The organism is Massilia niastensis DSM 21313, assembly GCF_000382345.1.
GTDB classification, from domain to species: domain Bacteria; phylum Pseudomonadota; class Gammaproteobacteria; order Burkholderiales; family Burkholderiaceae_D; genus Telluria; species Telluria niastensis.
The window spans coordinates 14058-38609 of sequence record NZ_KB908109.1 but is presented as its reverse complement, the minus strand read 5'-3'; the positions used below and the strand labels follow the sequence as shown (position 1 = coordinate 38609).

Annotated in this window: 26 protein-coding genes and 1 tRNA gene; 8 read left to right on the top strand and 19 right to left on the bottom strand. The window is 65.6% G+C overall.

Annotated features, from left to right (window positions below; translation table 11 throughout):
• The first annotated feature begins 45 nt into the window (after window positions 1-45).
• The 6 genes from H162_RS0118820 (at window position 46) to H162_RS0118795 (ending at window position 5556) form a co-directional block, all read left to right on the top strand.
• Window positions 46-684 carry a peroxiredoxin gene (locus H162_RS0118820; RefSeq protein ID WP_020655043.1) on the top strand — a complete coding sequence of 213 codons (639 nt, stop codon included), beginning with the start codon at window positions 46-48 and terminating at the stop codon, window positions 682-684.
• A gap of 207 nt (window positions 685-891) precedes the next feature.
• Entirely contained in the window at window positions 892-1665 is a 774-nt protein-coding gene (locus tag H162_RS0118815) for a sulfite exporter TauE/SafE family protein (RefSeq protein WP_026354821.1), read from the top strand.
• A 112-nt stretch (window positions 1666-1777) separates the two neighbouring features.
• Window positions 1778-2641, top strand: coding sequence for a sulfate ABC transporter permease subunit CysT (gene cysT, locus H162_RS0118810; RefSeq protein WP_020655041.1), 864 nt, complete (start codon window positions 1778-1780; stop codon window positions 2639-2641).
• Window positions 2638-3552, top strand: coding sequence for a sulfate ABC transporter permease subunit CysW (cysW, locus tag H162_RS0118805; RefSeq protein ID WP_020655040.1), 915 nt, complete (start codon window positions 2638-2640; stop codon window positions 3550-3552). The genes cysT and cysW overlap by 4 nt, the downstream gene beginning before the upstream one ends.
• A 4-nt stretch (window positions 3553-3556) precedes the next feature.
• On the top strand, window positions 3557-4630 hold the full coding sequence (locus H162_RS0118800; protein WP_020655039.1) for a sulfate/molybdate ABC transporter ATP-binding protein: 1074 nt from the start codon (window positions 3557-3559) through the stop codon (window positions 4628-4630).
• A complete protein-coding gene (locus tag H162_RS0118795; RefSeq protein ID WP_020655038.1) occupies window positions 4627-5556 on the top strand; it encodes a CysB family HTH-type transcriptional regulator in 930 nt (309 codons plus the stop codon). Before H162_RS0118800 ends, H162_RS0118795 begins: the two co-directional genes overlap by 4 nt.
• A 46-nt stretch (window positions 5557-5602) precedes the next feature.
• Here the strand turns inward: H162_RS0118795 and H162_RS0118790 are convergent, their stop codons facing one another.
• From H162_RS0118790 to H162_RS0118775, 4 genes are all read right to left on the bottom strand, one after another.
• Window positions 5603-6640 (bottom strand): quinone-dependent dihydroorotate dehydrogenase, encoded by a 1038-nt coding sequence (locus tag H162_RS0118790; RefSeq protein WP_020655037.1) that lies wholly within the window; start codon window positions 6638-6640, stop codon window positions 5603-5605.
• Window positions 6641-6720: 80 nt separating this feature from the next.
• A complete protein-coding gene (locus tag H162_RS0118785; protein WP_020655036.1) occupies window positions 6721-7449 on the bottom strand; it encodes an arginyltransferase in 729 nt (242 codons plus the stop codon).
• A 53-nt stretch (window positions 7450-7502) separates the two neighbouring features.
• The gene (aat, locus tag H162_RS0118780; protein ID WP_020655035.1) at window positions 7503-8231 is read right to left on the bottom strand and encodes a leucyl/phenylalanyl-tRNA--protein transferase; all 729 of its coding nucleotides are present in this window, start codon (window positions 8229-8231) and stop codon (window positions 7503-7505) included.
• Window position 8232: 1 nt separating this feature from the next.
• A complete protein-coding gene (locus H162_RS0118775) occupies window positions 8233-8814 on the bottom strand; it encodes an NUDIX hydrolase (RefSeq protein WP_020655034.1) in 582 nt (193 codons plus the stop codon).
• Between the two features lie 174 nt (window positions 8815-8988).
• On the opposite strand from H162_RS0118775, the gene H162_RS0118770 reads away from it, so the two are divergent.
• Window positions 8989-9065, top strand: a tRNA-Met gene (locus H162_RS0118770).
• A gap of 27 nt (window positions 9066-9092) precedes the next feature.
• On the opposite strand, the gene H162_RS35585 is transcribed toward H162_RS0118770, so the two are convergent.
• Window positions 9093-9227 carry a hypothetical protein gene (locus tag H162_RS35585; RefSeq protein WP_267872155.1) on the bottom strand — a complete coding sequence of 45 codons (135 nt, stop codon included), beginning with the start codon at window positions 9225-9227 and terminating at the stop codon, window positions 9093-9095.
• On the opposite strand from H162_RS35585, the gene H162_RS0118760 reads away from it, so the two are divergent.
• A complete protein-coding gene (locus H162_RS0118760; RefSeq protein ID WP_020655033.1) occupies window positions 9226-9639 on the top strand; it encodes a T6SS immunity protein Tdi1 domain-containing protein in 414 nt (137 codons plus the stop codon). The two genes, H162_RS35585 and H162_RS0118760, sit on opposite strands and share 2 nt — an antisense overlap.
• A 125-nt stretch (window positions 9640-9764) precedes the next feature.
• Here the strand turns inward: H162_RS0118760 and H162_RS0118755 are convergent, their stop codons facing one another.
• The 14 genes from H162_RS0118755 to H162_RS0118690 form a co-directional block, all read right to left on the bottom strand.
• Window positions 9765-10643 carry a DNA-3-methyladenine glycosylase 2 gene (locus H162_RS0118755; RefSeq protein ID WP_020655032.1) on the bottom strand — a complete coding sequence of 293 codons (879 nt, stop codon included), beginning with the start codon at window positions 10641-10643 and terminating at the stop codon, window positions 9765-9767.
• Entirely contained in the window at window positions 10640-11551 is a 912-nt protein-coding gene (locus tag H162_RS0118750) for a DMT family transporter (protein ID WP_026354819.1), read from the bottom strand. The genes H162_RS0118755 and H162_RS0118750 overlap by 4 nt, the downstream gene beginning before the upstream one ends.
• Before the next feature lie 76 nt (window positions 11552-11627).
• Window positions 11628-12641 (bottom strand): XdhC family protein, encoded by a 1014-nt coding sequence (locus H162_RS0118745; RefSeq protein WP_020655030.1) that lies wholly within the window; start codon window positions 12639-12641, stop codon window positions 11628-11630.
• Window positions 12642-12835: 194 nt separating this feature from the next.
• Window positions 12836-13921 (bottom strand): M48 family metallopeptidase, encoded by a 1086-nt coding sequence (locus tag H162_RS0118740; RefSeq protein ID WP_020655029.1) that lies wholly within the window; start codon window positions 13919-13921, stop codon window positions 12836-12838.
• A gap of 16 nt (window positions 13922-13937) precedes the next feature.
• Window positions 13938-14387 (bottom strand): dUTP diphosphatase, encoded by a 450-nt coding sequence (dut, locus tag H162_RS0118735; RefSeq protein ID WP_020655028.1) that lies wholly within the window; start codon window positions 14385-14387, stop codon window positions 13938-13940.
• Window positions 14388-14396: 9 nt separating this feature from the next.
• The gene (gene coaBC / locus H162_RS0118730) at window positions 14397-15617 is read right to left on the bottom strand and encodes a bifunctional phosphopantothenoylcysteine decarboxylase/phosphopantothenate--cysteine ligase CoaBC (protein WP_026354818.1); all 1221 of its coding nucleotides are present in this window, start codon (window positions 15615-15617) and stop codon (window positions 14397-14399) included.
• Between the two features lie 26 nt (window positions 15618-15643).
• Window positions 15644-16171, bottom strand: a complete 528-nt coding sequence (lspA, locus tag H162_RS0118725) for a signal peptidase II (RefSeq protein WP_020655026.1) — start codon at window positions 16169-16171, stop codon at window positions 15644-15646.
• An 88-nt stretch (window positions 16172-16259) separates the two neighbouring features.
• Window positions 16260-19154, bottom strand: coding sequence for an isoleucine--tRNA ligase (gene ileS, locus H162_RS0118720; RefSeq protein WP_020655025.1), 2895 nt, complete (start codon window positions 19152-19154; stop codon window positions 16260-16262).
• A gap of 65 nt (window positions 19155-19219) precedes the next feature.
• On the bottom strand, window positions 19220-20191 hold the full coding sequence (locus H162_RS0118715) for a bifunctional riboflavin kinase/FAD synthetase (RefSeq protein ID WP_020655024.1): 972 nt from the start codon (window positions 20189-20191) through the stop codon (window positions 19220-19222).
• Between the two features lie 395 nt (window positions 20192-20586).
• Entirely contained in the window at window positions 20587-21816 is a 1230-nt protein-coding gene (locus H162_RS0118710) for a tetratricopeptide repeat protein (protein ID WP_020655023.1), read from the bottom strand.
• Window positions 21817-21883: 67 nt separating this feature from the next.
• Window positions 21884-22315, bottom strand: coding sequence for an ExbD/TolR family protein (locus H162_RS0118705; protein ID WP_026354816.1), 432 nt, complete (start codon window positions 22313-22315; stop codon window positions 21884-21886).
• Window positions 22316-22388: 73 nt separating this feature from the next.
• Window positions 22389-22820 carry an ExbD/TolR family protein gene (locus tag H162_RS0118700; protein ID WP_020655021.1) on the bottom strand — a complete coding sequence of 144 codons (432 nt, stop codon included), beginning with the start codon at window positions 22818-22820 and terminating at the stop codon, window positions 22389-22391.
• A gap of 3 nt (window positions 22821-22823) precedes the next feature.
• On the bottom strand, window positions 22824-23771 hold the full coding sequence (locus H162_RS31260; protein ID WP_040787683.1) for a MotA/TolQ/ExbB proton channel family protein: 948 nt from the start codon (window positions 23769-23771) through the stop codon (window positions 22824-22826).
• A gap of 83 nt (window positions 23772-23854) precedes the next feature.
• Window positions 23855-24514: an energy transducer TonB gene (locus H162_RS0118690; protein ID WP_020655019.1), complete on the bottom strand. Its 660-nt coding sequence runs from the start codon at window positions 24512-24514 to the stop codon at window positions 23855-23857.
• Between the last annotated feature and the right edge of the window lie 38 nt (window positions 24515-24552).

Sequence of the window (24552 nt, the reverse complement as noted above, 5' to 3'; positions counted from 1 at the left end):
GCACGCCTGCCGGCTACCTGTTTGTCCTCAACCATGGAGATGATGATGAGTTTGCGCCTCGGCGATACCGCACCCGATTTTGAACAGGATTCCAGCATCGGCAAGATCCGCTTCCACGAATGGGCAGGCGACTCGTGGGTCGTGCTGTTCTCCCATCCGGCCGATTTCACCCCGGTCTGCACCACCGAGCTGGGCCTGACCGCCAGGCTCAAGCCTGAATTCGAGAAGCGCAATGTCAAGGCGATCGCGCTGTCGGTCGACCCGGTGGACAAGCACAACGAGTGGATCAAGGACATCGAAGAGACCCAGAAGACCGTGGTCGGCTTCCCGATCATCGCCGACGCCGACAGGAAGGTCTCGGAGCTGTACGACATGATCCACCCGGAGCAGTCGCTGACCGCCACCGTGCGCTCGCTGTTCGTGATCGACCCGGCCAAGAAGGTGCGCCTGACCATCACCTACCCGATGAGCACCGGCCGCAACTTCGATGAAGTGCTGCGCGTGATCGACGCGCTGCAGCTGACCGACGGCTACACCGTGGCCACCCCGGGCAACTGGAAGGATGGCGATCCGGTCATCATCCCGCTGACCGTGACGGACCCGGAAGTGATCAGGCAGAAGTACCCGAAAGGCTACGAGTCGCCGCGTCCTTACCTGCGCTTCACGCCGCAGCCGAACAAGTAAGCCGTCCTGGCTTGCGGCAGGGTGGGCGCGGGCGCTAAGCGGGCTCTGCCGCCCTCCCTGCAAGTCAATATAAACCAGTTAAATGTGGCGGCAATGCAACATTTTCCGCTTCATTCATCGAATATCTCCGCATAAGCAAATAAGGAAGCTGTCGTTTGTCAAACGGCAGAGCCGACTTACCCTGTGCGCCACACTGGGAGCACAGCAATGTCGATGACTTATGTAATAGCGGGATTCGCCGTCGGAGTACTGGTCGGGATGACCGGGGTAGGGGGCGGTTCGCTCATGACCCCGCTCCTGACCCTGCTGTTCGGCGTCTCGCCCTCGGTCGCCGTCGGCACCGATCTCGCCTTCGCGTCCATCACCAAGGGCGCCGGCACCATCACTCACCGCTTCAACGGCAATGTCAAGTGGCCGATCGTGGGCCGCCTGTGCCTGGGCGCGCTGCCCGCCGCGGTGGTGGCCGCAATCGGCTTGCGCTATTTCGGCGGCCTGGATGCCGGCATGGGCCAGGTGATCCGCTATTCGATCGCCATCTCGGTCATGCTGACCGTGATCGCGCTGCTGTTCCGCAGCAAGCTGCTGGCCTGGATCAATGCCCACCCGGAGCGCCAGCTCCAGGGCCGCTCGCTGTCCGCCGTCACCATCATTTCCGGCGCCGTGCTCGGCGTGCTGGTCACCGTGTCCTCGATCGGCGCCGGCGCCATCGGCGCCACCCTGCTGGTATTCCTGTATCCGCGCCTGACCCCGTCCGAGGTGGCCGGCACCGACATCGCCTACGCGGTGCCGCTGACCGCCATCGCCGCCCTCGGCCACTGGTGGCTGGGTTCGATCAACTGGATGCTGCTGCTGACCCTGCTGGTCGGTTCCTTGCCTGGCATCACCCTCGGCGCCATGCTGTCGCGCGCCGTGCCGGAACGCTTCCTGCGCGTCCTGCTGGCCACGACCCTGACCGGCGTTGCAGCGAAGCTCGTTCTTTGAGGCTCGCCAAATAGCAGAAACTGTCTATGCAAATGAGGAAAGTTTCGTTTGCTTTATGAATACTGCGTGAGATTATCTTAGCCCGTTAGAAGAATTTGTAATAAGGGCCTCCATGACATCCATCGCACAGCCGCGCCGGGCGCCGAAGCGCAAGAGTCCGGGCCGGGTCATCCCCGGTTTCGGGCTGTCGCTCGGCTTCACGATCTTTTACCTGGCGCTGATCGTCCTGATCCCGCTGTCGGCGGTCTTCCTGAAGACCTTCACCATGAGCTGGGACGCCTTCTGGGGCGCCGTCACCTCCGAGCGCGTGATGGCGTCCTACCGCCTGACCTTCGGCGCCTCGCTGATCGGCGCCTTCATCAACGTGATCTTCGGCGGCATCGTCGCCTGGGTGCTGGTGCGCTACCAGTTCCCCGGCAAGCGCTTCGTCGACGCCCTGGTCGACCTGCCGTTCGCGCTGCCGACCGCGGTGGCCGGCATCACGCTCACCGCGCTGTATTCGCATAACGGCTGGATCGGCCAATACCTGGCCGAGTACGGCATCAAGGTCGCCTTCACGCCGCTGGGCGTGGTGGTGGCGCTGACCTTCATCGGCCTGCCGTTCGTGGTGCGCACGGTGCAGCCGGTGCTCGAGGAAGCCGAGAGAGAGCTCGAGGAAGCCGCCGCCAGCCTGGGCGCCAGCCCGCTCCAGACCTTCGTCCGCGTGGTGCTGCCGACGATCACGCCGGCGCTGCTGACCGGCTTCGCGCTGGCCTTCGCCCGCGCCACCGGCGAATACGGCTCGGTGATCTTCATCGCCGGCAACCTGCCGCTGGTGTCCGAGATCACGCCGCTGTTCATCATTACCAAGCTGGAGCAGTACGACTACACCGGCGCCACCGCGATCGCCGTGGTCATGCTGATCATCTCGTTCATCCTGCTCCTGACGATCAACCTGCTGCAGGCCTGGGCACGCAAACGGGCAGGCAAGAAATGAGCGCGGTCCTCGACAAGATCAATCCGCCGGCGCGTCCGGCCAGTGCGCCGGCGCGCAAGCCGGCGACCAACCTGATGGAGCCGGGCTGGGTGCGCATCACCCTGATCGCGGTGGCGCTGCTGTTCCTGACCCTGTTCCTGTTCGTGCCGCTGGCGGCGGTGTTCACCGAAGCGCTCAAGCGCGGCTGGGCAACCTACGTCGAATCGATCACCGATCCGGACGCGATTTCCGCCATCAAGCTGACCCTGATCGCGGCCGGCATCTCGGTGCCGCTGAACCTGGTGTTCGGCGTGGCCGCCGCCTGGGCCATCGCCAAGTTCGAATTCCGCGGCAAGAGCGTGCTGCTCACCCTGATCGACCTGCCGTTCTCGGTGTCGCCGGTGATCGCGGGCATGATCTACGTGCTGATGTTCGGCGCCGAAGGCTGGTTCGGACCGTGGCTGATGGAGCACGACATCAAGATCCTGTTCGCGGTGCCCGGCATCGTGCTGGCGACGGTGTTCATCACCTTCCCGTTCGTGGCGCGCGAGCTGATCCCGCTGATGCAGCAGCAGGGCACCGAAGAGGAAGAAGCCGCGCTGGTGCTGGGGGCTTCGGGCTGGTCCACCTTCTTCCGCGTCACGCTGCCGAACATCAAGTGGGGCCTGCTGTACGGCGTCATCCTGTGTAACGCCCGCGCCATGGGCGAATTCGGCGCGGTGTCGGTGGTGTCCGGCCACATCCGCGGCGAGACCAACACGATGCCGCTGCAGGTCGAGATCCTGTACAACGAATACAATTTCACGGCCGCGTTCGCGATCGCATCGCTGCTGGCGCTGCTCGCGCTGGTGACACTGGCTGTCAAGTCCTTTATCGAATGGCGTCTGCACCAGGCCCGCAAGGCCTCGACCGACGTCCGCCTTCCGGAGTAGCAGCATGACGATTGAAGTCCAACACATCCGCAAGCAGTTCGGCCAGTTCACCGCGCTGGACGATGTCTCGCTCAAGTTCCCCGACGGCGAGCTGACGGCGCTGCTGGGCCCTTCGGGCTGCGGCAAGACGACCCTGCTGCGCATCATCGCGGGCCTCGAGCATCCGGATTCGGGCGCCGTCCTGCTCGACGGCCAGGATGCCTCGCACCGCCACGTGCGCGAACGCCAGGTCGGCTTCGTGTTCCAGCATTACGCGCTGTTCAAGCACATGACCGTGTTCGAGAACGTCGCCTTCGGCCTGCGCGTCAAGCCGCGCCGCGAACGCCCCTCCGAGCAGCAGATCCGCGACAAGGTGCGCCAGCTGCTGGAGCTGGTGCAGCTGGACTGGATCGCCGACCGCTATCCGCCGCAGCTCTCGGGCGGCCAGCGCCAGCGTATCGCGCTGGCCCGCGCCCTGGCGGTGGAGCCGCGCGTGCTGCTGCTGGACGAGCCGTTCGGCGCCCTGGACGCCAAGGTGCGCAAGGAATTGCGGCGCTGGCTGCGCCGCCTGCACGACGACCTGCACGTGAGCTCGATCTTCGTGACCCACGACCAGGAAGAGGCGCTCGAGGTGGCCGACCAGATCGTCCTGATGAACAAGGGCCGCGTCGAGCAGCAGGGCACGCCGGATGCGGTGTACAACCAGCCGGCTTCGCCCTTCGTCTACGGCTTCCTGGGCAACGTGAACCTGTTCCATGGCCGCGTGCACGAGGGCGTGCTGGCCAGCGGCGACGTGAGCTTCAAGGCGCCCGAGCATGCGGGCGTGCAAAACGGCGCAGGGATCGGCTATGTGCGTCCGCACGACCTCGATGTCGAGCGCTACGCGCCGGGCCTCGAGGGCGTGGTGGCCAAGCTGCGCCGCGCCCATGCGATCGGTCCGCTGGCCCAGCTCGACCTGGAGCGCGCCGACAATGCGCAGCTGATCGAAGCAGTCATGCCGAACGAGCGCTTCGCGCGCCTCGGCCTGAAGGAAGGCGAGACGCTGGTAGTGCGTCCGCGCCGTATCGAAGTGTTCGTGGATCAGGGTGAAGGCATATGAATTTCCAGCAACTGCGTTCCGTGCGCGAGGCGGCCCGCCGCGACTACAACCTGACCGAGGTGGCGAACGCGCTGTTCACCTCGCAGCCCGGCGTGTCGCGCCAGATCCGCGAGCTCGAAGAAGAACTCGGCGTCGAGATCTTCGAGCGCAACGGCAAGCGCCTGACCGGCCTGACCCCGCCCGGCAAGGGCATCCTGCGGATCGTCGAGCGCCTGCTGGTGGAGGCCGAGAACCTGCAGCAGGCCAGCCGCGAGTATTCGGCCCAGGACAGCGGCACCCTGACGGTGGCGGTGACCCACACCCAGGCGCGCTATGCGCTGCCGCAGGTGGTGCAGTCGTTCCGGGCGGCCTTCCCGGGCGTGCGCATCGCCCTGCAACAGAGCGCGCCGGAGCATATCGCGGAGTGGGTCCTGTCGGGCAAGGCCGACATCGGCATCGCGACCGAGGGCCTGTCGGCCTTCCCTGACCTGGTGTCCTTCCCGTGCTACCGCTGGAGCCACCTGGTGGTGGCGCCGGAAGGCCACCCGATCTTCAACAGCGCGACGCCGCTGCGCCTGGAGGACCTGGCCGAGTATCCGCTCATCACCTACGACGTCGGCTTCACCGGCCGCAGCCATATCGATGCCGCATTCATCGAGGCCGGGCTGGCGCCGGACATCGTGCTGACGGCGATGGATTCGGACGTCATCAAGCAGTACGTGAGCCTGGGACTGGGCGTGGGGATCGTGGCCTCGATGGCCTTCGACCACGGCCGCGACAAGGGGCTGCGGGCGATCGAGGTATCGCACCTGTTCGCGCAGAACGTGACCAGGCTGGCGGTGCGCCGCGGGTCCTACCTGCGGGCGTATGCGTATCACTTCATCGAGCGCTTCGCCCAGGGCTACACGCGGGCGGATATCGAGAAGGCCTTGCAGGCGGCGGAGTGAGCTTAATCGGCAGGGTGGGCGGGTCTTCCCGCCCACGCGGAGATGGTCAGCCCTTGAGCGCCTTCGCACACTCCTTCACCAGCGCCGGCCCCGCATAGATCAGCCCACTGTAAAGCTGCACCAGCTTCGCCCCCGCCGCGATCTTGGCGCGCGCATCCTGCCCGCGCATGATCCCGCCCACGCCGATGATCGGCACCTCATCCCCCAGCTCGGTCTTGAGCGCCCGGATCACGATGTTCGACAGCTCGAACACCGGCGCCCCCGACAGCCCGCCCGTTTCCTCCGCATGCGACAGGCCCCGGACGCTGTCGCGGCTCAGCGTGGTGTTGGTGGCGATCACGCCATCGATCTTGTGGCGCAGCAGGGCGCCCGCGATGTTGCGGATCTGGTCGCCGTCGATGTCCGGTGCGATCTTCAGCGCCAGCGGCACGTAGCGGCCGTGCTGGTCGGCCAGGCGCGCCTGTTCGTCCTTCAGCTGGGCCAGCAGCGCATCCAGTTCCGACGCGCTCTGCAGCTGGCGCAGGTTCTTGGTGTTCGGCGACGAGATGTTGACCGTCACATAGCTGGCGTACGGATACACCTTGCGCAGGCAGTGCAGGTAGTCGTCGGCCGCGCGCTCGATCGGGGTGTCGGCGTTCTTGCCGATGTTCAGGCCCAGCACGCCCTGCTTGTCCTGGTAGAAGCGCGAGGCCTGCACGTTGGCGACGAAGGCGTCCACCCCGCCATTGTTGAAGCCCATGCGGTTGATGATCCCGCGCGCGCGCGGCAGGCGGAAGATGCGCGGCTTCGGGTTGCCCATCTGGCCGCGCGGCGTCACGGTGCCGATCTCGATCGAGCCGAAGCCGAGCGCGGCCAGGCCGTCGATGTAGGCGCCATCCTTGTCGAGGCCGGCGGCCAGGCCGACCGGGTTCGGGAAAGTGATGCCCATCACGGTGCGCGGATCGGGTGCGGGCTTGCCGACGACCCCGGTCAGGCCGAGCTGCGCGGCGCGGCGCAGGGCGGGCAGGGTCAGGTTGTGGGCCGTTTCGGGGTCGAGCGTGAACAGCAGGGGGCGGGCGAGGGTATACAGGAGTTTGTCGGACATGGGGCACTCGGAGGTTATTTCGCCGCCATTTTACAGTGCCGGACCGGCAAGCTCGTCGAATGTCCCCGCCGGCGGCCCGCTCAGCGGTTCAATACCCCCCAGACGCCGTTCATGCGCGCCTCGAGGGGGCGGAAATTGATCTTGTACGCCATCTTCGGGCTCTGCTCGATCCAGTAGCCCAGGTAGACATAAGAGAGGCCCAGCTCGCGCGCCTGGTTGACCTGCCACATCACGTTGTAGGTGCCGTAGGATGCGCCCACGACGTCGGGATCGAAGAAGGTGTACACCGACGACAGGCCGTCCGACAGCACGTCGATGATCGATACCATGCGCAGGGTGCCGTTGGGCTCGCGGAACTCGACCAGGCGGGTATTGACGCGGCTTTGCAGCAGGAACTGGGCGTACTGGTCGCGGCTGTCCTGGTCCATGCCGCCGCCCACATGGCGGGTGGTCTGGTAGCGCAGGTAGAGCGCATAGTGCTCGTCCGAGAACGACAGGTTGGCCACCATCGCGACCAGGTCGGCGTGGCGCTTCCAGGCCCGGCGCTGGGTGCGGTTGGGCGCGAAGTCCTCGCACTTGACGCGCACCGGGATGCAGGCCTGGCAGCCGTCGCAATAAGGACGGTAGGTGAAGATGCCGCTGCGGCGAAAACCGTTCTTGACCAGCTCGGAATACACGTCGGCGTTGATCAGGTGCGAAGGTGTCGCAACCTGCGAGCGGGCCTGGCGCGCGTCGAGATAGCTGCACGGATAGGGCGCGGTTGTATAGAACTGCAGCGTGGCAAAGGGCAGGTCATTTAGGTGCGTCATGCAAGACTCTCGAGACGACGTGGTGGACCTATTTTAGCGAAATCCAGTCCGCGTTACCGTTCCCCAGTCAACGGTGCAACAACCTGCCACCGTTCAATGGCGGGTTCGCGGATCGCGGCGCGCAAATGCTCCAGGAAGGCGCTGCGCGGGATCGGCGCGGCGCCCAGCGAGGCCAGGTGGCCGGTCTCCTGCTGGCAATCGATCAGGCGCACGCCATGGCCGCGCAGGAAGCCGACCAGGTAGGCCAGCGCGATCTTGGACGCGTCCGAGACGCGCGCGAACATCGACTCGCCATAGAACATGCGGCCGATGCAGACGCCATAGGCGCCGCCGACCAGCTCGCCGTCCAGCCAGACCTCGGACGAGTGCGCGTAGCCGAGGCGGTGCAGGCCGGTATAGCCGTCGACGATCTCTTCGGAGATCCAGGTGCCCGGTCCGTCGCGGCGCGGCGCGGCGCAGGCGCGCATCACGTCCTCGAAGGCGCTGTCGAAGCGCACGTCCCAGCGCCCGCCGCCCAGCCGGCTGCGCTCGACCCGGCGCAGCGCTTTCCTCAGGCTGTCGCTGACCTTGAAGCGGTCGGTGTACAGCACCATGCGCGGATCGGTGCTCCACCACAGGATGGGCTGGCCTTCCGAGAACCAGGGAAAGATACCGTTCTTGTATGCAAGCAGCAGGCGCTGCGGCGAGAGATCGGCCCCGGCCGCGAGCAGTCCCGGCGCGTCCACGGTCAGCGCCTCGGACACGTCGGGAAACGGCGTATCGGTCTCGAGCCAGGGGATCATGTCAGTCGGGCTCGCGGGGAGCGAGCATGGGGCGGTTGATGTCCCGGCTGTGGAACCCGTAGCTGCCGCCTTCGCGCAGCTTGATCCGGTCGGCGAAGAACAGTTCGAGCGTGGTGCGGATGGTCGGGAAAGCCAGTTCGTCCCACGGGATCTCGGCTTCGGTAAACAGTTTCGCTTCCAGGCTTTCGATGCCGGGTTCGAAGTCGAGGTCGAGCAGGCGCGCCAGGTAGAACATGTGGACCTGGTGGACATGGGCGACGTTCAGCAGGGTGAACAGCTTGCCGAGTTCGACGTTGGCGCCGGCTTCCTCCTCGGTCTCGCGCACCGCGGCCTGGCCGGTGGTTTCCTCGTTTTCCATGAAGCCGGCCGGCAAGGTCCAGTAGCCGTAGCGCGGTTCGATGGCGCGGCGGCACAGCAGGACCTGCACCTTGCCGTCCTGTTCCCAGACCGGGATCGAACCGATGACCATTTTCGGATTTTGGTAATGGATGGTATTGCAGTGCGGACAGACGTAGCGCGGCCGGTTGTCGCCTTCGGGGATGGCCAGCGCGACAGGATGGGCGCACTCGGAGCAGAATTTCATAGGTCAACGAAGTATTGATATTGCCCTTTACTTTACACTGATTGGCCCAGCCATGCCGCCTTTGCGACAGCGGTAAGGCGCCTACGCATGAGCCATTACCTGCTGCAATCGCACATTAGGAGTGGATTGAGATTGCCTAATGATGCGAAGGGGCGTATAATTCATTTCATCAGACGCGGGGTGGAGCAGTCTGGCAGCTCGTCGGGCTCATAACCCGAAGGTCACAGGTTCAAATCCTGTCCCCGCAACCAGATTCCAAGGCCGTTGATTCGCAAGAGTCAGCGGCCTTTTCGTTTTTCCGGCGCGATCCGCACGGCAAACGCGATCCAGCTCAAACTCCGCTCATCCATCGGCAACGCCGGCAAGCCTGCACGGTCGAAGCTGTATTGCTGCGACAAGGGAGGGGCGAACATGATCCATGTCGACGACATCAACGCATCCTGGGGCTGGGTAGGCCTGACGGCGGTCGAAGTCCTGGGCGAAAACGCATTCGGCAACCTCATCATTCGCGACGAAGACGGCCATTACTGGCGCCTGCGGCCGCAGGACCTGTGCTGCGAGCCGGTCGCCAGCAGCCGGGCCGCGCTCGATGCGCTGTCGTATAACCAGGATTTCCTGAACGACTGGTACATGCCCGAAGTGGTGCGCCTGGCCGAAGCGGCGCTGGGACCGCTGACCGAGGGACGCAAGTACTGCCTGAAGATCCCGAGCGCGCTGGGCGGGCACTACGGCAGGGACAACCTGGCGACCGTCCCGCTGGCCGAGCTGATCCGGTTTTCCGGGGAGGGCGCGCAGCAGTTCGACGGCCTGCCGCGCTGGAATTAGCAGGGTGGGCAGGTCCTGCCCACGCGTTCAACATGCGTCAACCGGCTCGTGTCCGAGAACGGAGCCGCAAACAATCACCGCTTGGAGAACATCAGTCCAGTGGACTGATGTCCGAGCTGTCCGCCCTACTCGCCGAGGCTGGCCCACAGGTAGGCGGCGGCCATGGTCCGGTGCGGCGCATAGGCGCGCAAGAGCTGCTCGGCCTGGGCGATACCGGGACGCGCTTCGCCGCCGATCAATTGATGGAAGGCGGTGCGCACGGCCACATCGCCGTGCAGCGAGCAATCCGGGTAGCCATAGCCGCGCAGCAGGGCGTAATTGACGGTCCAGGGACCGATGCCCTTGACGGCGAGCAGCTCGCGGCTGACCTCGGCCGGGTCGCGTTCGCGCTCGAGCGATAGCTTGCCTTCATGCACGAGATGGGCGAGGCGCAACACCGTTTCCGCCTTGGCGCGCGAGAACTTGCGGCTGGTGAGCGCCTCGAGCTCGAGGCGGGCGACATCAGGCGCTTCCGGATAGCACCACAGCCCGCTCGCATGCCGGCGCCCGGCCAGCAGGATCAGGGTGCGGCGCAGCGCGATGGCGAAGTTCAGGTTGATCTGCTGGCCGATGATGGCCCAGGTCAGCGCCTCGAACACGGTCGCCGACTGGACGATGCGCAGGCCGGGCTGGCGCGCCACGACCGGCCCGAGCACGGGGTCGTCGCGCGCGAAATCGGCGAACGCGGCCGGGTCGATGCGCAAGCCCAGCATATTCAGCAGGGCGTCCTGCGCGGCCTCCTGCAGCGCGGGCGTGGCGGGGCCGTCGGCATCGTTGGCGCAATGCGCGGCGCCCGCTGCGAAGTCGATCTCCAGCAGCACCGGCACGCCGCCGAGCAGGACGCCCTTGCGCAGGCCGGCGGCGCCGACCTGTTCGGCCACGCCTTCGGCATCGCGGCCGTGGAAAGCCAGCACGTCCTGGATGCGGTAGCCCTGCGGCAGCGGGATCGTGAGCGCCGTCTTCATCGCTTGCCTTGCACGGCTGCGCGCGCGCGCAGGGAGGAGGGCAGGAAGCCGGTCACCAGCGCCGTGCCGAGCAGGACGATGGCCGAGCCGAGCAGCGTATGCCAGCCGACCACCTCGTGCAGGAACAGCGCGCCCCACAGGATGCCGAACAGCGGGTTCAGGAAGGTGACCGTGAGCGCCGAGGTGGTGCCGACTTCCTCGATCAGCTTGAAGTAGAGGATGTAGGCAATCCCGCTGCACAGCACGCCCAGTGCGAGCACCGCGGCCATGATGCCGGGCGTCGGTTGGCCCGGCGAGGGAAAGAAGGGAATCAGCGGCAGCACCAGCAGCGAGGCGGCCCACATCGAGCCGTGCGCGTTGGCGAAGGGCGGCACGCTTTTCGCCGTCTTCGCGTACTGGCTGGCGATGCTGTAGCTGAAGGCCGCGACCAGGGCGGCGGCCACCGCGACGCCGGCGCCGGGGCGTTCCGACACATGGTCGAAGCCGACCAGCAGGGCCACGCCGCCGGTGCCCAGCAGCAGGCCGAGCGCGGTGCGTCCGCCGACCCGATGGCGCGCCCAGACTGCGCCCACCAGCGCCCCCCACATCGGCGCGGTGGCGTTCAGCACCGACAGCACCGAGGCCGACAGGGTGCGCGCGGCGAAGGCGAACAGCACGAAGGGCAGGGCCGAATTGAACAGGCCCAGGATCAGGTAGTGCTTCCAGTGCCGGCGCAGCGCGAGCGGCGTGCCGCGGCCGCGCCGGTGCAGGAACCAGGCGACCGCCGCCAGGAACAGTGCCGCGAAGGCGACCCGGTATTCGATCAGCACGGCCGGTCCCAGCACGGGCGCGGCGATGCGCATGAAAAGGAAGGATCCGCCCCAGATGGCGGCCAGCGCCACCAGGCGCAGCATGTTGCTTGTATTCATGAAGAGACTGAAAGGGGATGACCCGTGATGGTGGCGGCGCGGGCGGGGCCGCGCCATCCGGTTCTTGCCGTGGAATTCACGCGGCGCGCGCGCACACCCCGGCGGTGGCGGGTTCGACGGCCTTCGAGTGCGGCACCAGCAGGGCTGGCGGCACGCCGTTCTTCACGGCGGTCATCTCGGCCATGATCGAGACCGCGATCTCGGCCGGTGTCTTGCTGCCGATGTACAGGCCGATCGGACCGTGCAGGCGGGCCAGCTGTTCATCGTCCAGGTCGAACAGCTTGAGGCGCTCGCGGCGTTTTTCATTGTTCAGGCGCGAGCCGATCGCGCCGACGTAGAAGGCTTCCGACCTGAGCGCTTCCATCAGCGCCAGGTCGTCGAGCTTGGGATCGTGGGTGAGGGCGACCACGGCGCTGCGGGCGTCGAGCTTCGCTTCGAGCACGAGGTCGTCGGGCATGGCGTGGACCAGTTCCACGCCCTCGACATTCCAGCCGCTGCGGTATTCCTCGCGCGGGTCGCAGACGGTGACGCGGTACTCCATGCCGGCCGCGATCTGGGCCAGGAAGCGCGACAGCGGGCCGGCGCCGATGATGTACAGGCGCCAGCGCGGGCCGTGGATGGTGTGCAGCACGCCGTCCTCGACGCGCTGGACGGCGCCGGCGGCGGCGCGGCCCAGCGCCACGGCGCCGGTCCGCAGGTCGACGCTGCGTTCGACCAGTTCGCCGCCGGCGAGGCGGTCGAGCAGTTCGGGAATGCGGCTGTCGGGCGAAAGCGGCTCGATGGCCAGTTCGATGGTGCCGCCGCAGGGCAGGCCGAAGCGGTGCGCCTCGTCGGCGCTGATGCCGTAGCTGAGCACTTCCGGGTGGGCGAAGTCGATGCCGTTGTTGCGCACCTTGTCGATCAGGTCATCCTCGATGCAGCCGCCGGACACCGAGCCGACCACCTGGCCATCCTCGCATAGGGCGAGCGTCGCGCCGACCGGGCGCGGGCTGGAACCCCAGGTCTTGACCACGGTGACCAGCTGGCAGCGCCGGCCGGCCGCCAGCCAGGCCGCGGAGGTTTTCAGCACTTCGAGATCGATACTGTCCATGGTTCGCGGCCGCGTTGCGCGGTGTCAAGAAATGAGATGATCAATGATACAAAAAAAGGACAAGGTATGTGGGAGTGGTGTGGCGGTATGCGGGAGGGGTGAAGCCTGCGGCTGCCTGGAGGCGCTGCGTCCGTGCTTGCAGGCCTGGGTCCCCGCGCAGGCGGGACCCAGGTTCATCGCTCGGTGTCGGCGCCTCAAGGCACCAGCGGCTTGTTCGCCCGCTGCTTCGCCTTCACGTCCGCCGACGCCTTCTCGATCGCCGCGATGCGCGCCGCCATGCCCGGATGGTTGGCCGTATAGCCATTGAGCACGGTGGCCGGATAGGTCCCCGCCACCCGCTTCCAGAATCCCGACAGGTTGTCGATGCGGTAGCTGGCGCGCGCCAGCAGGTAGGTCGCGAGGTGGTCCGCCGCCGCATCCTGCGCCGCCGGCATGGCCTTGATGCCGCCGCTGCCGATCAGCATCGAGGTGTCCGGCGCGACGCGCATCAGGTTATCGATGATGCTGCCGATGGTCGCCGCGTTGCGCTGGGTCGCCGCATGGCCCAGCATGTTGTGCGCCATCGTGCGGGCCAGCACGAAGGCCAGCTCATCGTCGTTCTGGGTGAAATTCATCATGCCGCGCGTGACCATCACGCGCATCCCGTCGGCATAGGCGTTGACGTTGTCGGTGTTGCCCAGCTCGATGGCGAAGGCGCAGGCGCGGGTCACCGGGATGGTCAGGTCGCGGTTGCTGCCGTTGCGCTCGATGGTCAGCGGCAGGGTCGCCTGCCTGGCCATGATCGGGCCGAACACCGCACCCGCCTGCGACAGGGCGTTCGGACCTTCCGGCAGCGGCTTGCCGCCGGCGGCCACCAGGCCGTCGCCCTGGCGCAGCCCCGCCTTCGCGGCGCCGCTGCCGGCCAGCACATTGGTCACCTGCAGGCGTTCGCCCATGCCGAACACCACATGGGCGGCCTCGTTGTAGTAGCCCGGGTAGGCATGGCGGTTCTTGGCGGTGAAGCCGAGGAGGTTGCGCGCGTGCCTGGTGCACAGTTCCGCATTATCGATCAGGAGCGGCGCCGCGACCCGGTACAGGCGGTCCTGCAGGGTGGCCATCTTCGCCAGGGTGTCGGCGGCCGCCGCCATCTGCGGCGTCAGCTCGGGCTTGCCCGGTTCGGTGACGATGGGGCCTCCCGGCTGGCCGGGCATCTGCAGGATGCCGGGGGTGGTGCAGGCGGACAGCAGTGCGGCGACGGCGACGACCAGCGCCGCAGGGCGCAGGCGATGGATGCGGATCATGGTGCTCCTCACATTGTTATTGTTTGCCGGTGCTGCCGAATCCTCCGGCGCCCCGGTCGCTCGATGCGAACTCCTCCACCACGTTGAAGCCAACCTGCAGCACCGGCACCACGACCAGCTGCGCCAGGCGATCCATCGGCTGCAGGGTAAAGGTGGCGTGGCCGCGGTTCCAGGTCGAGACCATCAGCTGGCCCTGGTAATCGGAGTCGATCAAGCCTACCAGATTGCCGAGAACAATGCCGTTCTTATGGCCGAGTCCACTGCGCGGCAGGATCATGGCCGCATAGCCCGGATCGGCGATGTGGATCGCCAGGCCGGTCGGCACCAGCACGGTCTGTCCCGGCTCGATGGTCAGGGGCGCGTCGAGGCAGGCGCGCAGGTCGAGGCCAGCGCTGCCCGGCGTGCCGTAGGCCGGCAGCAGTTCCTTCATGCGTGGGTCGAGGATCTTGAGGTCGATGTGTTTCATGCTTCTTCTTCAGGTCAAAAGGGAGCGCTGTTCCAGGCGCTTGGCGATTTCGGATACGAGCTGGCGCGCCAGGGTCAGCTTGTCGGCGCGCGGCAGCACGGTGTGGCCGTTCTCGTCGAACACGATGATGGTGTTGTCGTCCTGCCCGAAGGTCTGTGGGCCGATATTACCCACCAGGAGGGGAATGCCCTTGCGCTCGCGCTTGGCGGCGCCGAATTCCATCAGGTTTTCGGATTCGGCGGCGAAGCCCACGCAATACGGCCAGCCGGACAGCGAGGTGGTGCCGGCGACCGAGGCCAGGATGTCGGCGTTCTGCGCGAACTCCAGCTGCGGCGGGGCGCCGCCGTCCTGCTTCTTCAGTTTCTGGTCGCTGGCATTCGCCACGCGCCAGTCGGCCACCGCGGCCACGCCGATGAACACGTGCTGGCCCTCCACCTTCGCCATGACGGCGTCGTGCATCTGCTGGGCGGTCAGGACGTCGACGCGGCGCACGCCGTGCGGCGTGGGCAGCGAGGTCGGCCCGGACACCAGGGTAACGTCGGCGCCGGCTTCGCGCGCCGCGCGCGCCACCGCGTAACCCATCTTGCCGGAGGACAGGTTGGTGATGCCGCGCACCGGGTCGATCGGCTCGAAGGTGGGGCCGGCGGTGATCAATACGCGGCGGCCGGCCAGCACCTTGTGCTGGAACGAGGCGATCAGCTCTTCGACCAGTTCGTCCGGTTCGAGCATGCGGCCGAAGCCGGTCTCGCCGCAGGCCTGGGAGCCGGCGTCCGGGCCGAGGATCTGGATGCCGTCCTCGCGCAGCTGGGCCACGTTGCGGCGGGTGGCCGGGTTTTCCCACATCTCCACGTTCATTGCCGGCGCGACCAGCAGCGACACGTGGCGCGGACGCGCCACGCACAGGGTCGAGAGCAGGTCGTCGCAGGCGCCGTGCGCCAGCTTGCGGATGAAGTCCGCGGAGCAGGGCGAGACCAGGATCGCGTCCGCGCTGCGCGTCAGGTCGATGTGGGCCATGTTGTTGGCGACGCGCGGATCCCACTGGTCGGTGTAGACCGTGTGCCCGGACAGCGCCTGCATGGTGACCGCGCCGATGAAGTGGGTGGCCGCCTCGGTCATCACGACCTGCACGCTGGCGCCCTGCTTGACCAGCGCCCGGCACAGTTCCGCCGCCTTGTAGCAGGCCACGCCGCCGGTCAGGCCCAGGACAAGCTTCTTGCCCTTCAGGTCCATGCTCATGTCATCCTCCTGGGGTTTGTCTACGACTTGTTTACGCGGCGCAGTTCATCGAGGATGAACAGGAAGGCGCCCACCGAGATGCCGATGTCGGCGATGTTAAAGGCCGGGAAGTGTCCCACGCCCTTCCAGTAGAAATCGAGGAAGTCGATCACGTGGCCGTAGGCCAGGCGGTCGATGACGTTGCCGACCGCGCCGCCCATGATCAGGGCCAGGGAGAAGCAGAACAGGCGCTGGCCCGCATGGCGCTTGAGCAGGTACAGGATGTAGCCCACCGCGGCGATCGCGATGCCGGTGAACAGGTAGCGCTGCCAGCCACCGGCGTCGCCCAGGAAGCTGAAGGCCGCGCCCGGGTTGTAGACCAGGATCAGGTTGAAGAAACTGGTGACCGGCAGCGTTTCGCCGTACGCGAAGCTGCGTTCGACCGTGATCTTGGTGACCTGGTCGAGCAGGACCACGATCAGGGCGATGCCGAGCCAGGGCAGCAGGCTGGGGCCCGAACGGGGCACGGCTTTCGGCGCGGAGATTGCGGATTTCTTTTTGGTTGCCATGGTAGAGATGTCGAGACCTGCCCGGCCGCGCGTATGCGGCCGGGCGATGGTGGTGTCCGCGGCATGGGTCGCATGCCGCGGGAAGGTCTTACGCGAAGCGGCGCGCTTCGCCGCTGCCGAACAGGTTGCTCACGCAGCGGCCGCACAGGGTCGCGTGCTCGTGGTGGTGGCCGACGTCGCGGCGATAGTGCCAGCAGCGCTCGCACTTTTCCGCTTCCGACGGCGCCACCACGACGGCTTCGTCCGCCGCGTCCTGCACCTCGACCACCGTGGCCTGGGAGGTGATGAAGACGAACTTCAGGTCGTCGTCCAGGCTCGAGAGCAGCCGGTACTTGTCGCCGGCAGCCTTGATGGTCAGCTCGGCCTGCAGCGAGGAGCCGATCGAACCGGCGGCGCGCACTTCTTCCAGCTGCTTGGTGACCTCGGCGCGCACTTCGCGCAGGGCCGCGTACTTGGCCAGCAGGGCTTCGCCGTCCGGCAGCGCCGGGAAGCTCCACAGGGTCTGCGTGAAGATGGTCTCGTCGCTGTCGGCGTAGGCCTTCTCGCCGGCGAACACGGCCCAGGCTTCCTCGGCGGTGAAGGACAGGATCGGCGCCATCACGCGCAGCAGCGAATGGGCGATGTGCCACAGCGCGGTCTGGGCCGAGCGGCGCGCATGCGAATTCACGCCGGTGGTGTACAGGCGGTCCTTCAGGATGTCGAGGTAGAAGCCGCCCAGGTCTTCCGAGCAGTAGTTCTGCAGGCGCGCCACCACCGGGTGGAACTCGTAGCGCTCGAAGTGGCCGGCCACGTCCTGCTGCAGCTGGGCCATCGCGGCGATCGCATAGCGGTCGATCTCGAGCAGCTCGGCCACCGGCACGGCGTCCTTGGCCGGGTCGAAGTCCGAGGTGTTGGCCAGCAGGAAGCGCAGCGTGTTGCGGATGCGGCGGTAGGCTTCGGTGACGCGCTTGAGGATCTCTTCGCCGATCGACAGCTCGCCCGTGTAGTCGGTCGAGGCCACCCACAGGCGCAGGATGTCGGCGCCGAGGGTGTCGGAGATCTTCTGCGGCGCCAGCGTGTTGCCCAGCGACTTGGACATCTTCTTGCCCTGCTCGTCGACCGTGAAGCCGTGGGTCAGCAGCGCCTTGTAGGGCGGGCGGCCGTTCAGCATCGAGGAGGTCAGCAGCGAGGAGTGGAACCAGCCGCGGTGCTGGTCCGAGCCTTCCAGGTAGAGGTCGGCCGGGAAGCTCGATTGCTCCAGGTGCGAGCCGCGCAGCACGGTCTGGTGCGTGGTGCCGGAATCGAACCAGACGTCCAGCGTGTCCTTGTTCTTTTCATACTGGGCGGCGTCCGCGCCCAGCAGGGTGGCCAGGTCCAGCTTCTGCCAGGCGTCGATGCCTTCCTTCTCGATCAGCTGGGCGACCTGCTTCAGCAGCTCCGGGGTGCGCGGGTGCAGCTCGCCGGTCTCCTTGTGGATGACGAAGGCCATCGGCACGCCCCACTGGCGCTGGCGCGACAGGGTCCAGTCCGGACGGTTGGCGATCATGCCGTGCAGGCGCGCCTGGCCCCAGTCGGGGAAGAACCTGGTGTCGGCGATGCCGGCCAGCGCGGTCTCGCGCAGGGAGGGGCCGCCATCCTTCGGGGTGAGGTCCATGCCGGCGAACCACTGGCTGGTGGCGCGGTAGACGATCGGGGTCTTGTGGCGCCAGCAGTGCATGTAGCTGTGGTCGAACATCTTCAGTTCGAACAGGGCGCCGGCTTCGGTCAGGGCCGAGCAGATCGGCTTCGAGGCTTCCCAGATGTTCATGCCGCCGAACAGCGGCAGGGTGGAGGCGAAGCGGCCGTCGCCCATCACCGGTTTCAGGATCTCGTCGTCCTTCATGCCGTGCGACTTGCACGACTGGAAGTCTTCCAGGCCGTAGGCCGGGGCCGAGTGGACCACGCCGGTGCCGCTGTCGGTGGTGACGTAGTCGGCCAGGTAGACCGGCGACCTGCGGTCGTAGAACGGATCGGCGGCGAACAGCGGGTGCTTGAAGTGCAGGCCGCCCAGCTTTTCGCCCAGGGTGGTGGCGATGACCTTGCCTTCCAGTTTATAACGCTGCAGGCAGGACTCGACCAGTTCGCTTCCCAGGATCAGCAGCAGCGGCTTGCCGTCGCGCTCGGCCTGGACCAGGGAATAGCTGACTTCCGGACCCACGTTCAGGGCCTGGTTCGACGGGATGGTCCACGGGGTGGTGGTCCAGATCACGATGAAGCCGTAGTCGGTCGGCAGCCTGGCCAGGCCGAAGGCGGCCGCGATCTTCTCGGGTTCGGCGAAGGGGAAGCCGACGTCGATCGCCGGGTCGCGCTTGTCCTGGTACTCGACTTCGGCCTCGGCCAGCGCCGAGCCGCAGTCGAAGCACCAGTTGACCGGCTTCAGGCCACGGTAGACATAGCCTTTTTCGAGCAGCTTGCCGAGCGCGCGCAGTTCGTCGGCTTCATTGCCGTAGGCCATGGTCATGTAGGGGTTTTCCCACTCGCCCAGCACGCCCAGGCGGATGAAGCCGGCGCGCTGGCGGTCGATCTGCTCGAGCGCGTAGGCGCGGGCCTTTTGCAGCACCTCGGCGGTCGGCAGGTTCTTGCCGAACTGTTTCTCGATCTGGATCTCGATCGGCATGCCGTGGCAGTCCCAGCCCGGCACATACGGGGCGTCGTAGCCGGCGATCGTGCGCGACTTGACCACCAGGTCCTTCAGGATCTTGTTGACGGCGTGGCCGAGGTGGATGTCGCCGTTGGCGTACGGCGGACCGTCGTGCAGCACGAAGCGCGGACGGCCGGCGGCCGCCTTGCGGATGCGCTGGTAGATCTTCTTGTCCTGCCATTGCTTGACCCAGCCCGGCTCGCGCTTGGCGAGGTCGCCGCGCATCGGGAACTTGGTGTCGGTCATGTTGACCGGGTATTTGCTCTCTGGCTTCTTGGCGCCTTTCTGGGCGCCGCTGTTCGGGACGTTTTTGGTATCGGACATAAGGTTCTTCTTCAGGAGATTCGTTTCGGGACGCGGCGTGGCCGCGGACGCGGACTGCGGCCGCGTCAAATTCGGTCGGTGGCCGTCAGCGCGCCGTTGCGGTGGGCAAAGAAGGCGCGCGCCTGGTCGGCGTCGCGGTCGATCGCGGCGGTGAGGGTCGCCAGGTCGTCGTATTTTTCTTCGTCGCGCAGCTTGGACAGGAATTCCACGCGCACCAGCTTGCCGTAGCAGGGCTGGTTCCAGTCGAAGATGTGCACTTCGAGCAGCATGCGGCCGGCGTCCTCGACGGTCGGCCGTACGCCCAGGCTGGCCACGGCCGGCAGCGGCCGGTCGGCCAGGCCGTGCACCTGGACCACGAAGATGCCCGACAGGGCAGGGCGGTGCGCCACGCGCAGGTTCAGGGTCGGAAAGCCCAGGGTGCGGCCGAGCTTCTGGCCGTGGATCACGTGGCCGGACATGCCGTAGGGATGGCCGAGCAGTTCGCTGGTGCGGGTGAAGTCGGCCTCGGCCAGCGCGGCGCGCACCGCCGAGGACGAGATGCGCTGGTCGCCGTGCATCACGGCGGGCAGGGTCTCCACCTGGAAGCCGAAGCGCTTGCCGGCCTCGGTCAGCATCTGGATGTCGCCGGCGCGCCTGGCGCCGAAGCGGAAATCGTCGCCCACCATCAGCCACTTGACGTGCAGGCCTTCGACCAGCACGCGCTCGATGAATTCCTGCGGCGGCATGGAGGCGAAGTGTTCGTTGAAGTGTTCGACGATGACGCGGTCGATGCCGGCGTTGGCCAGGGCGCCCAGCTTGTCGCGCAAGTTGGCGATGCGCGCCGGCGCCTTCGACAGGTCGCCCGTGCGCTGCGCGAAGTATTCGCGCGGATGGGGCTCGAAAGTCATCACGGCCGCTTCCAGGCCGAGGGCGGCGGCGGCGCCGCGGACGTGTGCAAACAACGCCTGGTGGCCGCGGTGGACACCGTCGAAATTACCGATCGTGAGCGCGCAGGGCGCCCGTGCCCTGTCGTTGGGAAGTCCGCGAAATACCTTCATTGGTTGTTCCAGTTACGCATGCCGAGGGGGCGGGACGAAATACCTGATTATACGGTAACTCGCATGTTGCACAGCAGCGAGACCCGACGGCAGCCTGATGGAGATCGTTGCCGGGAGTCCATTCAGGGTCAGGTCTGTCATTCGGACACCGATCGCGCACCTTTGATCTATCTCAAAACGCTGGCTTGTTTATCTCAATGGCGTTAGTTGCTCGGCTCACAGTTTTCACCGAAACCTGTGCATGGGCAGAGGTGTGATAGAGCGCGCCGCTGAGTTCAACGTGATGAGATTTCGCAAGGAGTGAGCGTCCATGTCCGAATGACAGACCTGACCCTGAATCGATAGGCGAAAAAAAACGCCGCCCGGAGGCGGCGTTTTCATGATCGCAACAGCGATCAGGCGATCGGACGGTTGATCGCCATGATCCAGTAGCGGGCCAGTTCGGCAGTGCCTTCCTTGCCGCCCACGCCCTTGAGCGTGTTGATGGCTTGCTGCTTCTTGCCGGCGACAGCGTAGGCTTCGCCCAGGCGCAGCTTGGCTTCGTCGGTGTACTTCAGGCCGCCGGCCTTGATGGCGGCTTCCATCATCTTCAGGCCCTTGTCGGCCTGGCCAGCCTGCACCAGTGCGTAGCCGAGACCCACCAGCGCATCGTTGTCCTTGGCGGCGGTGTATTCGGCTTCCAGGGCGGCGACGCCCTTGTTCTGGTCGGCCAGGTTCTTCTCGGCCAGGTCCTTCAGGCGCTGGTGACGGGCCGCTTCCGAACCGGTACCCAGGGCGCCGGCCTTGTAGCCCTTGTCGATGACCTTCAGCGCTTCGGCCGGAGCTTTCGCCTGCAGCACCAGCTGGGCCATTTCCATGAACTCGCTCGGCTTCTTCATCAGGTTGTTGGCCAGCTTCAGGCGGTAGACGTCCACCGACAGGCGGCCCGAGAAGCCCGGCTTGCCCTGCACGCGGTTCAGCAGGTCGGTCCAGTACTGGGCCTTCGGATAGCCCGCGGCCAGTTTCTCGATGGTATTGACGTAGCCGACCTTGTCGTTCTTCTTCAGCTGGATATTGGCCAGCATGCCGAGCTGGTCTTCGGTCAGGCGGCCGCTCTGCTCGACCTTGCGCAGTTCGCTTTCAAGCGCGGCAACGTTGCCCTGCTTGTAGTAGTTCTGCATCAGGTAAGCGCGCAGCTTCGGATCGTCCTTTTCCTTCAGCAGCTTCTCGATGGCCGCGTTCGCCTTGTTCAGGTCGCCGCCACGCATGTAGATGCCGACCAGGCCTTCGGCGAATTGCGAACGCTCTGCGGCGCTCAGCTTGCCCGAAGCGAGCAGGGCTTCGAAGGCCTTGGCTGCCGTGTCGTAGTCGCCGGCCGACGAGGCTGCCGCGGCGCGCACGCGCTCGATCAGGTAGCTTTCGTTGGCGGTCTTGTTGCTCACCTTGTCCGCATCGCGCAAGGCTGCCAGTGCTTCCTTGTGCTTGCCCGACTTCATCAGTGCCTGGGCTTGCTGGATGGGCTTGCCGATTTCCGCGCGCAGCGCTTCCGCAGCGATTGCCGGGGAAAGACCGATCACCGGGGTGAGGGCAGTGAAGCCAAGCGCGGCCAGTGCCAGGCCGAGGTGTGCGAGACGGAATTTGATCATCGGGAAATCCTTATTTCAAAATGGACACGGCAGGGAAACCCTGCCGTGTTGGTCTAACATGGAACGATTACTGGAACTGCTCGTTACCGACCATGCCGATCTTGGTGACGCCGAGACGCTGGGCAGTTGCCATGACGCCTGCTACAACCTTGTACTCAACCAGCTTGTTCGGACGCAGGTGCACTTCCGGCTGGTTGGCCATTGCAGCGACGCCGTTCATCTTGGCTTCCAGGGTCGCACGATCCGGGATCGCCTGACCATCCCACAGGATGGTACCGTCGAAGTCCACGTCGATCGTGACCACTACCGGCTTCTCCGTCATCGGTGGCGGATTGCCGACCGGCATGTTCAGATTGACCGAGTGGTTCTGCTTCGGAATCGTGATAATCAACATGATGATGAGAACGAGCAGGACGTCGATCAGCGGCGTCATGTTCATTTCCATCATCGGTTCCGGATCAGCTCCTTTTGCGGAGCCCGAACCTACGTTCATACCCATGGTGTTTCCTTTTCAAATGTTGGGGTGGCGGGGCGCGGTATCCGGGAATCCCGGACACCGCGATCAGGACTGATTAGCCCCCGCGATCAGGCGGTTCGATCACGAAACCGACCTTCTGTACCCCAGCACGTTGTGCCGTATAGATCACCCGACCGATCGACTCGTAGCGAGTTTCCTGGTCGCCACGAACTTTCACAGCAGGTTGCGGCACCTTCACCGACTGCTCCGCGAGGAACTTGAACAGCTCGTCCGTGTTCGCGATGCGCGTCTGGTTGTAGTACATCTCGCCGTCTTTGTTGACGGTGATATTGATGTCTTCCGGCTTGGTCTTGGTAACCTGGTTCGTCTCTGCAGGCAGGTTCACTTTCTGCAGATTCAGAACCACCGGGCTGGTGATCAGGAAGATGATCAGAAGAACCAACATGATGTCGACGAGCGGCGTCGTGTTGATTTCTGACATCACGGCATCATCATCTCCGGTATCGGAGCCGACACTCATCGACATGATTTATCCGATCTTCTTAGCGGCAGCACCGGCGCGGCTGGCTTCCGAGGTCGACATGGCGCCCGAGATCAGGACCGAGTGCACGTCAGCCGAGAACGAACGGACGTCTTCCATGACCGACTTGTTACGACGCACCAGCCAGTTGTAACCCAGAACTGCCGGAACCGCCACGAACAGACCGAAGGCGGTCATGATCAGTGCTTCACCCACCGGGCCTGCGACCTTGTCGATCGAAGCGTTACCCGACATACCGATAGCGGTCAGTGCGTTGTAGATGCCCCAGACGGTACCGAACAGACCGATGAACGGCGAGGTCGAACCAACGGTTGCCAGGAACGACAGGCCGTCTTGCAGACGCGACTGGACGCGGTCCACAGCGCGCTGGATCTGCATGGTGACCCAGGTCGACAGGTCGATCTGCTCGAGCAGGGCGCCGTCGTGGTGCTGGGTTGCCTTGGTGCCGGTTTCAGCGATGAAGCGGAACGGCGAGCCTTCTTTCAGGGCTGCCGAGCCAGCGGCGATCGACGGTGCCTTCCAGAACTTGGCCGAGACTTCCTTCGACTGGCGCATGATCTTCTGCTGGTCGATCAGTTTGGTGATGATGATGTACCACGAACCCATGGACATCAGCGACAGGATGATGATGGTGCCCTTGTTGACGAAGTCGCCTTCTTCCCACATGGCCTGGAAGCCGTACGGGTTGTGGACTTCTTCGGTCGCTGCCTCGCCACCTGCGGCGGCCGGAGCGGCGGCGTCTGCCGGAGCGGCAGCAGCGTCGGCCGGAGCAGCGGCTGCGTCGGCGGCCGGTGCGGCTGCGGCGTCAGCTGCCGGTGCGGCTGCTTCGGTCTTCGGAGCGTCAGCGAAGGCCGGTGCGGAGACCAGGGCCGAAGCTGCCGTTACCGAGAACAGGACAGCCGCCAGGATAGCGGACAAACGGGTATTCTTAAACATGCTTCCTCCAAAATATTAAATAGACAGTTCGCTGAACTAATGACAACGAAAATCAAAGTTTGAGACGATGATCTGTCTCGGTTTTATTCCAGCGTCCAGACGTACTGCACCGCTGTCCACGCCTGTTGAGGCTGACCATCAACCATGGCCGGCTTGAATCGGCATTTGCTCAGAGCCGACTGTGCGGCCCGGTCCAAGTCACGGAAGCCACTCGACTTCGCGAGCTTGGAATCCATCACGCGACCATCGACACCGATCAGGAACTGCAGGGTCGTGGTACCCGTTTCTTCATTGCGCTGCGACGAACGCGGATATTCCGGACGTGCGCAAGTATTAAAGTCGGCCACTGCTTCGGTACGGCTCGGACCACGTGCCGGCGCCGGCGGTGCCGGTGGTGCAGGCGGTGCCGGCGGAGCCAGCGAATTGGTCGGCGGCGGCGTATTGGTTGCGGCGGCGATCGTGTTTTGCGGTGGCGGCGGCTGGTTGACCTGCACCTCGACCGGCGGGATGAATGGAGGCGGCGGGGCCTTCATTTCCGGCGGTGGCGGCGGTGGCGGCGTTTCCGGCGGCGGCGGCGGTGCCACCTCTTCGATCAGTTTCGTTTCCACGGCTTCCGTCACCTTGGCGACGATCCGGGTACCCAGGCCATTGATCACTGCCCAAGCAACCAGAACGTGCAGCAGGATGACAATGGCTAAGCCAGTGAAATTCTTCCCGGGGTTCTTCTCATGCGAAAAATTCATGCCATATTTCTCCAATACCAACTCTTTTTTGTTGCTAC